Below are 12,639 nucleotides of genomic sequence, written 5' to 3' on the forward strand. Positions count from 1 at the left end.
CCTTTTCCTTACTTGGTGGCCGTCGCGGTGTTCAGCACGGGGTGGCGCTTGTACAGCCACCATTGCTGCGCCATCGACAGGCAGTTGTTGGTGATCCAGTAGACCAGCAGGCCGGCGGCGAACGGCGCCATGATGAACATCATCATCCACGGCATGATCGCGAACACCTGCTGCTGCATCGGGTCCATCTGGGCCGGGTTCAGCTTGAACTGCAGCCACATTGAAATGCCCAGCAGCAGCGCCAGCACACCGATCGCCAGGAAGGAGGGCGGGGTAAATGGCAGCAAGCCGAACAGGTTCAGGATATGCAGCGGGTCGGGCGCGGACAGATCCTTGATCCACAGCACGAAGGGCTGGTGGCGCATTTCGATCGTCAGCTGCAGCACCTTGTACAGCGCGAAGAAGATCGGGATCTGGATGAAGATGGGCAGGCAGCCGGCCAGCGGATTGACCTTCTCCTGCTTGTACAGCTCCATCATCTTCTGCTGCAGCTGCTGCTTGTCGTCCTTATATTTCTCCTGCAGCGCCTTCATCTTGGGCTGCACCGCGCGCATCGCCGCCATGCTGGCGAACTGGCGCTGGGCGACCGGGAACATCAGGGCGCGGACGCAGAAGGTCAGGCAGATGATGGCGACGCCGAAATTGCCGAGCGTCTCGAACAGCCAGTGCAGCAGCGCGAAGATCGGCTGCTCGAACCAGTAGAACCAGCCCCAGTCGATCGCGCGGTCGAACAGCGGCACGCCGGCGCGCTCATAGGCCTGCAGCGTCTTCACTTCCTTGGCGCCCACGAAGAGGCGGTTGGTCTGGGTCATCGCCTTGCCGGGGGGCAGCATGACCGGAGCCAGTGCGATGTCGGTCTGGAACTGGGTGCCAGCACCCTTGCGCATCTGGCCGGTGAAGGCGTCCTTCTGGTCGGGGATGAGCGCCGACAGCCAATATTTGTCGGTGAAGCCGATCCAGCCGCCGGTCGACTGGAAGCTCTGGCTGGCCGGACCCTTTTCCAGATCCTTGTAGTTCACGTCATAATTGGCCGCGCCGTTGAACACGCCCATCGGGCCGACATGGATGGTCCAGGTGTCGGGATCGGCCGACGGAGCCGCGCGGCTGACATAGCCATAGGATTTGACCGCGATCGCGCCGGTGCCGCTGTTCGACACCTTCTGCGCGGCGGAAATCATGTAATTTTCGTCGATCGAATAGCGGATCTCGAAATTCTGGCCCGCGCCATTGTTCCAGCTCAGCGTAACCGGGCTGGTGGGGGTCAGTTCGGTGCCGCTGGCGGTCCAGACGGTGCTGGCATCGGGGGTCTTGATGCCCTCGCCCTGCCAGCCGAAGCCGGCGAAATAGGCGTCCTTGGTGCCGCTCGGGCTATAGAGGCGGATCGCCGGCGAATCCTTGGCGATCGTTTCCTTGTAGGTCGGCAGCACGATATCATCGATGCGCGCGCCCTTCAGGTTGATCGAGCCTATGATCTTGGGCGTGCGGATGGCGACGCGCGGCGTTTCCTTAAGCACCAGGGCGCGATCGCGGATCGCGGTCGATGCATCCTGCGCCGGCGCCTCGCCCGCCGGGGTCAGCGGGGTGGTCTTGCCGCCCTCGATCTTCGTCGCGGGCGAATTGGCCGCCGGGAAGAAATGTTCGGAGATATAGGGCCAGCCGAACAGGATCGCGGCGGTCAGCAGCACCGCCAGAATGATATTCTTCTTGTCGTCCACGCTATTCGGCTCCGCCGTCTATACTCGTCAATGTCTCAGGGGACCGGGTCATAGCCCGAACCACCCCATGGGTGGCAACGCATTAGCCGCTTGAACCCCAGCCAGCTACCCTTGATCGCACCATATTTGCCGACCGCCTGGATCGCATATTCCGAACAGGAGGGGGCATAGCGACAGGTGGGGGGGAGAATGCGGGACGGGCCCAGCTGCCAGGCGCGCGCGATCAGGATCAGCAGCCGGGCAATCATGCCGGCTGGCCGGTCTTCGCGGCTGGGGGCGCGGGTCGGGAATCGCCCTTGCGGCGGGGCGGGCGGCCCTGGCCTTCGGGGCGGGTCAATATCTTGCCCAGCGCCTTTTCCAGTTCGCCGCGCAGCAGCGCGAAGTCGCGCTCCACGCCTTCGGCACGGCCGATCAGCACATGGTCGGCACCAGCCACACCATGCACAGGCAGCAGTTCGCGTGCCAGGACGCGAAAACGGCGCTTCATCCGATTGCGGATGACAGCGCCGCCTATCTTCTTGGTCACCGTGATGCCGATACGCATCGCCGGATCGCCGTCGCCGCGCTCACGCACCAGCAGGACGAATCCCGGCATGGGCGCGCGTCGGCCCCGATTCGCCGCCAGGAAATCCGCGCGCTTGCCCATGATGGCAGGCGCGGCCGGCGGCGTCAGGTCGCTCAGGCGCTCAGGCTCTTGCGGCCGCGGGCACGACGGGCGCGCATGATGTTGCGGCCACCGGGGGTCGCCATGCGAGCGCGAAAACCGTGACGGCGCTTCCGAACCAGATTGCTCGGCTGAAAAGTGCGCTTCATCGTTCATTCCTCAAACAAACTAGAGAATCAGGTATGACAAAAAAGGGCCGCCACACGGGGCGGCCGCAAGTCAGGGGCCGTCCGATAGGGAAATGGGGCGGGGAAGTCAATGGCGCTGCGCCGCGCTTCCCCGCAAACTCCTGCTTGTCCCGCCCGAACCGCTCTCGGGCTTACTTCCCGCGGGCGCTCGTCACGGCGTCCTTGAGCGAATCATAGCCGACCGCACCGTTCAGCACCTGATTGCCGATGACGAAGGTCGGGGTGCCGCTCGCCTGCAGCTTCTGGGCGAGGGCGATGTTCGACTGCAGCTCGGCATCATATTTGCTCGACGCCATCGCCGCTTCGGCATCGGCCTTGGTGATGCCGGCCTGGGTGGCGGCGCCGATGATCGATTCGCGAGTCACCTTGCCAGCGCCATAGAGCGCCTTGTGATAGGCCATGTAGCGATTGCGCTCGGCTGCCAGCAGCGACACCTTGGCCGCGTCGGAGCTTTCCTCCGACAGGATCGGCAGTTCGCGATAGACGATCTTCACCTTGGCATCGGCGCCGACCAGCTTGGCAAGGTCAGGCAGCGAGGCGCGACAATAGCCGCAGGCATAGTCGAAAAACTCGACCACGGTGACATCGGCATTGGCGGCGCCTTCCCATGCCCCGGCATAGGGCGTCTCGATCGTCTGGCGATTCGCATCGATCGTGCCTTCCATCCGCTTGGCCTGCAGCTTCTCGATCGCCTGCGGGATGATCTCGGGATGCTCCAGGATATAGTCGTGGACGATCTTTTCGATCGCGGCCTTGTCGCCGGTGGAGACGCTGCCGGGCGCCTGCACGGCAAGGGCGGTGCCGGCGGCGCCAGCGATCAAGGCGAGGGCGCCCAGGGTCATCTGCATTTTCCTGTTGGATAGGGCCGCACGAAAGCTGGGCCGGGTCTGATCTGTCATCTTCTCTTCCGCTTCTGCTCGACGGCAGCCCGCGAGACCATCGCGATATCCTGCGCCCGCAGATAGTCAACCGTTCCGGGCTTCAAACCCTGCATCGCCGCGTCCGCACTGCGCAGCGCCATACTGTCCTGCCCGATCATCGAAAAGCGCTCGGCACTGGCCAGCGCGGCGCGCGGCGTGTCGCCGCGATGCTCGTAGACGACGCCCAGTTGATACCAGGCGAAGGGATTTTCGCGGTCCCGCGCGATCGCATTGCGCAGCACGGTTTCGGCCTCGGCGTAATTTTTCTCATCCTCGGTCGCGATCAGGGCATGGCCCAGCAGCACTGCGATCAGCGGCTGCTGCGTCTTGGCGACGGCCTCGCGCAGCGGTGGGATCGCCTCGCCCGGTCGCCCGCTCTCCAGCAGGATCTGGCCCTTCAGCTCCAGGAAATAGGGATCATGCGGCGCCGCTGTCAGCAGCGCGTCCGCTTCGCTCAGCGCCTTCTCGGGATAGGCGCTTTTATGCCAGGCATAGGCGCGCGCATAATGGGCCGGGATCGACCGGTCGCTCTCGGGATATTTGAGCAGCGTCTGCTGCGGTTCCGACACGAAGCCGATCAGCTTCGCCTTGATCCGCTCGAACCGCGCTTCCAGCTGCGGATTGGGTGGATTGTCCCAGGCCGGATCGACCGTATAGACCTCGCGCAGCACATTGATGCGCTCGCCCGACAGCGGGTGGGTGCGGCCATAGCTGTTGTCCTGCGGAATCGCGAGGCGATATTCCTGATTCTGCAGCTTCTTGAAGAATTCCAGGCTGCCCTTGCCGCTCAGATGCGCGCCGCTCAGATAGCGCGCGCCGGCAAGGTCGGCGGAGCTTTCCTGCGCGCGCGAGAAAGCCAGATATTTGGACATGCCGACCTGCTGGCCCAGGCCCATGATGCCCATGCCGGCCTCTGCGCCGCCCGCCGCGATCGCCGCTGCACCCAGCACCAGGCTCAGCAATGTGATGCTGGTCGCTTCCTTGATGCCGTCGGTGCGGATCACATGGCCGCCCTCGATATGGCCCAGTTCATGCGCGACCACGCCCTGCAACTGGTTCACATTGTCGGCCTGCGCAATCAGCCCGCTATGCACCCAGACATATTGGCCGCCGGCGACGAAGGCGTTGATCTCCGGATCGTTGATCACCATCACCTGGACATTGCGCGGCTGCATGCCCGCCGCCTTCACCAGATCGCCCGACATGTCCGCCATGAAGGCTTCGGTCTCAGCATCGCGCAGGATGCTCTGGGCCAGTGCCGGCCGCGCCATCAGCATCAGCGACCCCAGCAGGAGCGCGGCAAGGCGCAGCCACCGCGTCATCATGCAAAGCCTTGATGGGGAAGGGGAACAGGCATTGGCCCGATTTATGCCCTTCTCGCCCTGAACATCAAGTGAAGCCACGAAAAACGCCGCCATCCGACCCTTGGGGCTGGATGGCGGCGTGTTTCATTCAGGCCTGTGCCCTGGCCTTACTGGCCGAAGGTGCGCTGCCACCAGCCACGGCGCGGCTCGCCATTCTCGTCGCTCTCCGCCTCGGCGGCGGGGTCGGCCGTGACGGCTTCGCTGGCCGGTGCAGCCGCAGCCGGCGTCTCGGCGGGTGCGGCAGCGACCTCGGTCACGGCCGGCGCGGCCTCGACGGCGGCTTCCTCGGCGACCGGTTCGACCTTCTTCTTGCGGGTGCGCTTGGGCTTGGGCTTTTCGGCCACTTCCTCGGCAACCGCTTCGACGGCGGGCGCTTCGGCTGCCGCAGCGGCTTCGGCCTCGACATCCGCCTTCTTCTTGCGGGTGCGCTTGGGCTTGGGCTTTTCGGCCGCTTCCTCGGCAACCGGCTCGGCGGCGGGCGCTTCGGCCACAACCTCGGCCGGGGCTTCGGTCGCTTCGACGGCAGCCGGTTCGGCCGCCGCGTCCTTCGCCTTGCGGGCACGGGGGCGACGGCGCGTCTTGGGCGCTTCTTCGGCCGGGGCTTCTTCCGGGGCCGCTTCGGCAACCGGAGCCTCTTCGGCGGGCGCGGCCGCATCGGCTCCGATCACTGTTTCAGCGCCGTCCTCGCCAGCGGTCTCACCGGCTTCGGCACCCGCTTCGCCACCTTCGCGACGGCGACGACCGCCACGGCGACCGCGGCGACCACGACGACGGCTGCCACCTTCATCCTCGCCTTCGGCGGCCGGTTCGGCGGCAACAGCCTCGGCATCGGTCTCGACGTCGCCCGATTCCTCGCCTTCTTCACCGTCTTCGGCGCCATTGTCTTCGCCGGCTTCGCCCTGCGCGTCCTCGCGCTGGCCACCGCGACGGCGGCGACGACGGCGACGGCGACGGCCGCCTTCGCGTTCCTCGCCCCGGTCACCACGCTCGCCACGCTCCTGGCGTTCGGGGGCGGCTTCTTCCTCGATCTCTTCCTCTTCTTCCTCGTCCTCGATCACGTCGAGGTCATCCTCTTCCTCCGCGAGCGGGGCATAGGTGACGACGCGTTCGGGACGCGGACCGCTGGGCTCGACCGACATGCGGGCACCCTCGATCTCGCCATCGGGCAGGACGACGATACGCACGCCATAGCGCTGTTCGATCTCGTCCAGTTCGCGACGCTTGTTGTTGAGGACGTAGAAGGCGGCTTCCTGGCTGGCGCGCAGGGTGATGACGCTGCCGCGACCACGGGCGGCCTCTTCCTCCAGCATCCGCAGCGCGCCAAGGCCCGCCGACGATGCGGTGCGGACCAGGCCCGTGCCTTCGCAATGCGGGCACTGGCGGGTCGATGCTTCCAGCACGCCGGTGCGCAGGCGCTGACGGCTCATTTCCATCAGGCCAAAGCCCGAAATGCGGCCGACCTGAATACGGGCGCGATCGTCCTTCAGCGCCTCCTTCATCGCCTTCTCGACCTTACGGATGTTGGAGTTCATCTCCATGTCGATGAAGTCGATGACGACCAGGCCTGCCATGTCGCGCAGGCGCAGCTGGCGGGCGATCTCGCGCGCCGCCTCCAGGTTGGTGGCGACGGCGGTCTGCTCGATGCCATGCTCGCGGGTCGACCGGCCCGAGTTGATGTCGATCGACACCAGCGCCTCGGTCGGGTTGATGACCAGATAGCCGCCGGACTTCAGCTGAACGACGGGATTGTACATCGCCGCCAGCTGGTCCTCGACGCTGGCGCGCTGGAACAGCGACACCGCGTCGGCATATTGCTTCACGCGCCGGGCATGGCTCGGCATCAGCAGCTTCATGAAGTCCTTGGCGGCCTTGTAGCCATGCTCGCCCTCGACGATCACTTCCTCGATATCCTTGTTGTAGATATCGCGGATCGCCCGCTTGATGAGGTCGCTGTCGTTATGGATCAGCTCGGGCGCGGCGGCGCGCAGCGTCTTTTCGCGAATCTCGTCCCACAGCCGGGCAAGATAGTCGAAGTCGCGCTTGATCTCGGGCTTGGTGCGCTGCAGGCCGGCGGTGCGCACGATGCAGCCCATCGACGAAGGCAGCGCCATTTCGGCGATGATCGACTTCAGCCGCTTGCGGTCGGCCGCATTGCTGATCTTGCGCGAAATGCCGCCACCATGGCTGGTGTTGGGCATCAGCACGCAATAGCGACCGGCCAGCGACAAATAGGTGGTCAGCGCCGCACCCTTGTTGCCGCGCTCTTCCTTGACGACCTGCACCAGCAGCACCTGGCGGCGCTTGATGACGTCCTGGATCTTGTAGCGACGGCGCAGCGCCATGCGCTTGCGGCGCAGCTCGTCGGCTGCGTCGTCGCCCTTTTCGCGCTTGCGCCGGTTCGGGCGGCCGCCTTCGTTGCTTTCGCCTTCGCTGGCTTCGGCTTCGTGGGCGCCTTCCTCATCGTCATGATGGGTCGCTTCCACGACCTCGACGCCATCGTCGCCGGCGGCGTCCTCATCCTCGTCATAATCGGCGCGCAGCGCGGCCTCTTCCTCGGCATGCGCGCGTTCCTCGCGCAGCAGTGCCTCGCGGTCTTCGCGCGGAATCTGGTAATAGTCGGGATGGATTTCGCTGAAAGCGAGGAAGCCGTGGCGATTGCCACCATAATCGACGAAGGCCGCCTGGAGCGAAGGCTCTACGCGGGTGACCTTGGCGAGATAGATATTGCCCTTGAGCTGCTTGTGCTCAGCGGATTCGAAGTCAAATTCCTCGATCCGGTTTCCCTTGACGACCGCGACCCGGGTTTCTTCCCGGTGGCGCGCATCGATCAGCATACGCATTGTCATTTATGTGTCTCCGGCGACGGCGGCCGCAGGCATGGAGCCGGGCCGCCACGCGATAGTGAAGGGACGGCCGTGCGCGCGCCGGGTTCGGCGCGCGAGGCGGCATCGTCCAGGTTTGAAGGAAGAATTGCGTGTCTGCTGCGTCGGCAGGGCCGGACAGTGCGCCGGGCCGGACCATCCACGCCACAGCACCCGGTATCGGGGCCAGCGTGGAAGGAAAGTCATGCCTCATGCAGCGTCAACCTGTTGCGCATCGGCTCGAGCGACAGGCGCGCGCCGATGCAAATAATCAAGATCCGCAAAGGACCTTATTGATATGGTCGGTCCTCCCGGAATGTGAAGGGGTAGCAGTCATGGGCGCGGGGAGCAACGGTCCGTGAAAAGATTATGTCTTTATGATGACCTTGATTGGCCGGTCGGCGATTCATGCTGAAACCGATATTAACCGTCTCATTTTACCCCGTCACAACGGGCGATGCTTAATCCGAAATTCAGCGTGGGGACGCTGGACGGATAGACGTCATGAAAATGGGCTGGACGGCCGATGGGCGCGCGTTGCACAAGCAGCGCATGCTCAACATAATTGCGCTGGCAACGACGATGCTGGCCGCGACCCCCGGCGATGCCGGCGGCATCGCGGCTGTGGACGTGCAGGGCGACCGCGTCACCGTTCGGTTCGACGATCGGGTCGAGGGCGCGTCCGCCTTCCTGCTCGACGGGCCGCGCCGCATCGCGCTGGATGTTGCCGGCGCGCAGGCCGGTGCCAGCCGCTATGCCGGTTCCAATGCTGCGGTCAGTGGCATTCGCCAGGGCCAGCTCAGCGACACCATGGCGCGCATCGTGCTAGACCTGACGACGCCGGCAACGCTCGGCGATCCGCAGATCGCGGCCGACGGCAAGTCGCTCAGCTTCTCGCTCCAGAATGTGACCGACGGCCGGTTCCGCACCGCCGTGGGGCAGGGGCGGCTGCGCTTCGACGCGCCCGCCAATATGAGCGCCCGGCCGCAAAAGCGCATTCATTCGATCACCGTGCCGATCCCGCCGGTCGCACGCGGCGTCGATCTGCCCGCGATCGAGGGCGTGCGCGACGGATCGCGCCCGCTGGTGGTGATTGATGCGGGTCATGGCGGTCATGATCCGGGCGCCATCAACAAGGATAATGGCAAGCGCGAAAAGGATGTGACGCTGGCGATCGCGCAGGCGATCCGGGACCAGCTGGTCAAGTCCGGCCGGGTGCGCGTGGCGCTGACCCGCGACGATGACCGCTTCCTCGTGCTGCAGGAGCGCTATGGCATCGCCCGCAAGCTGGGTGCCGATCTCTTCATCTCGGTCCATGCCGATTCGGCGGACAATGCCGATGCCCATGGCGCCACCGTCTACACCCTCTCCGAAACCGCATCGGACCGGGAGGCGGCCCGGCTCGCCGCGCGCGAGAACAAGGCCGATGTGCTGAACGGCGTCAATCTCGGCAACCAGTCGGGCGATGTCTCCTCGATCCTCATCGATCTGACGCAGCGGGAATCGATGAACATTTCGGCCAATTTCGCGCGGCTGCTGCAGCGCGAGGCGGCACCCTATGTGCCGTTCCGCAGCGCCTATCACCGCTTCGCCTCGCTGATGGTGCTGAAGGCCCCGGACACCCCCTCGGTCCTGTTCGAGACCGGCTATATCAGCAATGCGGATGATGCCGTTTTCCTCTCCTCGCACGAGGGGCAGCAGGCAATCGCGCGCGGCGTCGCCCGCGCCATCGACGTCCATTTCGCCCGCAAGCTTGCCATGGGCAGCGGCCGGTCGGGCGGCTGACGCGTCTATCCGCGCATCGGTGCTGGTATTGAAGGACTTTTGACCGGGAGTCAGGATGTAGAGCCTGATTCACGCCATCGATGGAAACGCAAAGCGCTTCCATCTCAGGCGATCAGGCTCTAGAGCCTCTTCCACCATGGAAGAGGCCCGTTCCAATCCGCCCGCATCGTCCTTCGCCTATCGCCTGCGCCGTGGCGCCGGGGGCATTGCCGACCGGTTGAAGCCCTTGTGGCAGCGCCGCCTGTTCCGCTGGGCCGCGATCCTGCTGGGCGGCTTCCTGCTCGCCATCTTCCTGTTCTGGCTGATCTTCGCGCGCGGCCTGCCCGACGCGACCTCGCTGCTGGAATATGAGCCGCCGCTGCCGACCATGGTGCGCGACATCAATGGCCAGCCGGTCCACAGCTATGCCCGCGAACGCCGCGTCCAGCTGCAATATAGCGATTATCCCCAGCAGCTGATCCACGCCTATCTGGCGGCGGAGGACAAGACCTTCTTCGAACATCATGGCGTCGACATTCCCGGTTTTGCCGGTGCGGTGTTCGACTATGCCAGCAAGCTCGGCTCGGGGCAGCGCGCCCGCGGTGGCTCCACCATCACCCAGCAGGTGGCGAAGAATCTGCTGATCGGCGACGAATATTCGCCCACGCGCAAGGTGAAGGAAATGATTCTCGCCTGGCGTATGGAAAATGTCCTCACCAAGCAGCAGATCCTCGAACTCTATCTCAACCAGATATTCCTCGGCCGGAACGCCTATGGCGTGCAGGCGGCGGCCCGCGCCTATTTCGACAAGGACGTCGCCGATCTCCAGTTGCATGAAATGGCCTATCTGGCGATCCTGCCCAAGGGGCCGGCCAATTATCGCCCGGAAAGCACCACCGGCCATGCCCGCGCGATCGATCGTCGCAACTGGGCGCTGGGCGAGATGGAGAAGAATGGCTGGATCAGCGCGGCCCAGCGCGACGCCGCCATCGCCCTGCCGCTCGGCACCGTTGCCGCCCATGGCTCCAGCTTCGACGCCAATGCCGGCGGCTATTATATGGAGGAGGTGCGTCGCCGCCTGATCCAGCAGTTCGGCGAAAAGGCGGAGGATGGCCCCAACAGCGTCTATGCCGGCGGCCTGTGGGTGCGCAGCCCCTATGATCCGGTGGTGCAGGATCATACCCAGACCGCGCTGCGCAACGGCCTGCTGCGTTTCGGCGCCGGGCGCGGCTGGTCCGGCCCGGTCGGTCATATCGACCCCGACAAGGGCTGGGAACGCGAACTCGCCGCCAGCTTCATCAGCGTCGATTATGCCGGCTGGCGCGTCGCCGCCGTCATCAGCCGCGACAGCAGTGGCGCGCAGATCGGCTTTGCCGACGGCACCACCGGCACGCTGCCCGCCAGCCTGGCGCAGCTGCCCTATCGCCGCACCGGTGGTCCCGCCATCTCGGCGATGAAGCCGGGCGACCTGATCATCGTCGCCCGCGACGGTGCCAGCTGGGCGCTGCGCAACATTCCCGAAGTGTCGGGCGGCATGGTGGTGGAGGAAGTGCATTCGGGCCGCATCCGCGCGATGCAGGGCGGCTTCGACTATCGCCTTTCCTCCTACAACCGCGCGACCCAGGCGCAGCGTCAGCCCGGCTCGACGATCAAGCCCTTCGTCTATGCCGCCGCGCTCGACAATGGCATGACGCCGGCCTCGATCATCGTTGATGGCCCGTTGTGCGTCTATCAGGGCGCCGGCCTTGGCCAGAAATGCTTCCGCAACTTCTCGGGCGGCAGTGCCGGGCCGCAGACGATGCGCTGGGGCGTGGAACAGTCGCGCAACCTGATGACCGTGCGCGCCGCCAGCCAGACCGGCATGGACCGGGTCGTGCGCACCATCAAGAATATGGGCATCGGCGACTATCAGCCCTATCTCTCCTTCGCGCTGGGCGCGGGCGAGACGACGGTGGAACGGATGGTCAACGCCTATGCCACGCTCGCCAATCAGGGTCGCCAATTCGCGCCCAAGCTGATGGACTATGTCCAGGATCGGCGCGGCAAGGTGATCTGGCCGGAACGCTGGCATCCCTGCGACAATTGCAACATGGCCAATTGGGACGGCAAGCCGATGCCGCGCTTCGGGTTCGAGGGGCGTCAGGTTATGAACCCGATGACCGCCTATCAGGTCGTCCATATCACTGAAGGCGTGATCCAGCGCGGCACCGCGACCGTGCTGGCTGACCTCAAGCGCCCGCTGTTCGGCAAGACCGGCACCACCAACGGCCCGACCAATGTCTGGTTCGTCGGCGGCTCGCCCGACCTCGTTGCCGGCGTCTATATCGGCTATGACCAGCCCCGCAGCCTGGGCGGCTGGGCACAGGGTGGCCGCATCGCCGCGCCGATCTGGAAGGAAGCGATGGCCCCGATCCTGGAGACCATGCCCAAGACGCCGTTCATCGCCCCGGCCGGCATTCGCATGGTCGCGATCGACCGCCGTTCGGGCAAGCGCGTCTATGGCGCCTGGCCGACCGACGAGCCCAAGCCCGCGGTCATCTGGGAAGCGTTCAAGCCCGAATCCGAACCGCGCCGCACCATCCGCAAGGAAGAGGCGGAGGCGCAGGCCAAGGTCGCGGCCAAGGCCGACGCGGTCCGCACCCGGCAGCGCAACGACGCCGACTTCCTGCAGGACCAGGGCGGCATCTATTGAGGGGCGGGCGCGTCGGCGCCCGCCCTCTTATCCTCAGCAGTGGCGCGGATTGGCGTCGCGGATCGACAGGCTGGTGGCGCCGCGCCGGCCCTCCAGCGCCTGCGCCAGCAATATCTGGGTCGATCGCACCGCATAGCAGAAGGCGCAGGCGATCGCGTCGCTGCAGGCATAGGGAACGGGGCCGGTCCAGCGCGCCTGCAACAGGTCGATCAGCAGATTCTCGTCCTCGCTCAGGCGCGGCCCCCGGCCGGTGCGCAGCCCATGGCCGGTCACCTGCTCGCCCAGGCGCAACAGGCTGTCGAGCGCCGGGGATAGCTGTTCGCAGCCATAGCGTCGCAGCCGCAGGTGCAACTGGGCCATCGCCGGCCGGCGTCGGCGTCGCGCTGCCGCCCAGCAACGCACGGCGTCGAGCAGGATATAGAGGGTGGCCGGGCTGTGCGTCGCCGGCATGGGCGTGGTCGGGTTCATGGG

The 12,639-nt window shown here is 65.6% G+C and carries 10 protein-coding genes; 2 read left to right on the forward strand and 8 right to left on the reverse strand.

Going from position 1 to position 12,639, the window contains the following annotated elements:
• Positions 1 to 8: 8 nt before the first annotated feature.
• The 7 genes from yidC to DIZ22_RS20755 all read right to left on the reverse strand — a co-directional run bounded on the left by yidC (position 9) and on the right by DIZ22_RS20755 (position 7,697).
• Complete coding sequence (gene yidC, locus DIZ22_RS20725) at positions 9 to 1,715, reverse strand: membrane protein insertase YidC (protein WP_048936307.1); 1,707 nt, start codon at positions 1,713 to 1,715, stop codon at positions 9 to 11.
• Positions 1,716 to 1,750: 35 nt separating this feature from the next.
• A complete protein-coding gene (gene yidD, locus DIZ22_RS20730; protein WP_004210035.1) occupies positions 1,751 to 1,963 on the reverse strand; it encodes a membrane protein insertion efficiency factor YidD in 213 nt (70 codons plus the stop codon).
• Positions 1,960 to 2,361: a ribonuclease P protein component gene (gene rnpA / locus DIZ22_RS20735; protein ID WP_037518557.1), complete on the reverse strand. Its 402-nt coding sequence runs from the start codon at positions 2,359 to 2,361 to the stop codon at positions 1,960 to 1,962. The genes yidD and rnpA overlap by 4 nt, the downstream gene beginning before the upstream one ends.
• Positions 2,362 to 2,393: 32 nt before the next feature.
• Positions 2,394 to 2,528, reverse strand: a complete 135-nt coding sequence (rpmH, locus tag DIZ22_RS20740) for a 50S ribosomal protein L34 (RefSeq protein WP_004210039.1) — start codon at positions 2,526 to 2,528, stop codon at positions 2,394 to 2,396.
• A 170-nt stretch (positions 2,529 to 2,698) separates the two neighbouring features.
• A complete protein-coding gene (locus tag DIZ22_RS20745) occupies positions 2,699 to 3,466 on the reverse strand; it encodes a DsbA family protein (RefSeq protein ID WP_170978344.1) in 768 nt (255 codons plus the stop codon).
• Positions 3,463 to 4,809 (reverse strand): M48 family metalloprotease, encoded by a 1,347-nt coding sequence (locus DIZ22_RS20750; protein WP_048936449.1) that lies wholly within the window; start codon positions 4,807 to 4,809, stop codon positions 3,463 to 3,465. Before DIZ22_RS20750 ends, DIZ22_RS20745 begins: the two co-directional genes overlap by 4 nt.
• A 149-nt stretch (positions 4,810 to 4,958) precedes the next feature.
• Positions 4,959 to 7,697 (reverse strand): ribonuclease E/G, encoded by a 2,739-nt coding sequence (locus DIZ22_RS20755; protein ID WP_234415655.1) that lies wholly within the window; start codon positions 7,695 to 7,697, stop codon positions 4,959 to 4,961.
• A 519-nt stretch (positions 7,698 to 8,216) separates the two neighbouring features.
• Here DIZ22_RS20755 and DIZ22_RS20760 point away from each other — a divergent pair.
• A complete protein-coding gene (locus tag DIZ22_RS20760; RefSeq protein ID WP_048936309.1) occupies positions 8,217 to 9,497 on the forward strand; it encodes an N-acetylmuramoyl-L-alanine amidase in 1,281 nt (426 codons plus the stop codon).
• A 136-nt stretch (positions 9,498 to 9,633) separates the two neighbouring features.
• The gene (locus DIZ22_RS20765; protein WP_048936310.1) at positions 9,634 to 12,168 is read left to right on the forward strand and encodes a transglycosylase domain-containing protein; all 2,535 of its coding nucleotides are present in this window, start codon (positions 9,634 to 9,636) and stop codon (positions 12,166 to 12,168) included.
• A 33-nt stretch (positions 12,169 to 12,201) separates the two neighbouring features.
• Here DIZ22_RS20765 and DIZ22_RS20770 read toward each other — a convergent pair whose 3' ends face one another.
• Positions 12,202 to 12,636, reverse strand: a complete 435-nt coding sequence (locus tag DIZ22_RS20770; RefSeq protein WP_048936450.1) for a hypothetical protein — start codon at positions 12,634 to 12,636, stop codon at positions 12,202 to 12,204.
• Positions 12,637 to 12,639 lie beyond the last annotated feature (3 nt).

Origin of the sequence: Sphingobium sp. LF-16 (assembly GCF_003711185.1) — a bacterium.
Classification (GTDB): Bacteria; Pseudomonadota; Alphaproteobacteria; order Sphingomonadales; family Sphingomonadaceae; genus Sphingobium; species Sphingobium yanoikuyae_A.

Coding starts and splice junctions, on each gene's coding strand:
- yidD (WP_004210035.1), bottom strand. CDS start 1,963: ATGATTGCCCGGCTGCTGATCCTGATCGCGCGCGCCTGGCAGCTGGGC.
- rnpA (WP_037518557.1), bottom strand. CDS start 2,361: ATGGGCAAGCGCGCGGATTTCCTGGCGGCGAATCGGGGCCGACGCGCG.
- rpmH (WP_004210039.1), bottom strand. CDS start 2,528: ATGAAGCGCACTTTTCAGCCGAGCAATCTGGTTCGGAAGCGCCGTCAC.
- DIZ22_RS20745 (WP_170978344.1), bottom strand. CDS start 3,466: ATGACAGATCAGACCCGGCCCAGCTTTCGTGCGGCCCTATCCAACAGG.
- DIZ22_RS20750 (WP_048936449.1), bottom strand. CDS start 4,809: ATGACGCGGTGGCTGCGCCTTGCCGCGCTCCTGCTGGGGTCGCTGATG.
- DIZ22_RS20755 (WP_234415655.1), bottom strand. CDS start 7,697: ATGACAATGCGTATGCTGATCGATGCGCGCCACCGGGAAGAAACCCGG.
- DIZ22_RS20760 (WP_048936309.1), top strand. CDS start 8,217: ATGAAAATGGGCTGGACGGCCGATGGGCGCGCGTTGCACAAGCAGCGC.
- DIZ22_RS20765 (WP_048936310.1), top strand. CDS start 9,634: ATGGAAGAGGCCCGTTCCAATCCGCCCGCATCGTCCTTCGCCTATCGC.
- DIZ22_RS20770 (WP_048936450.1), bottom strand. CDS start 12,636: ATGAACCCGACCACGCCCATGCCGGCGACGCACAGCCCGGCCACCCTC.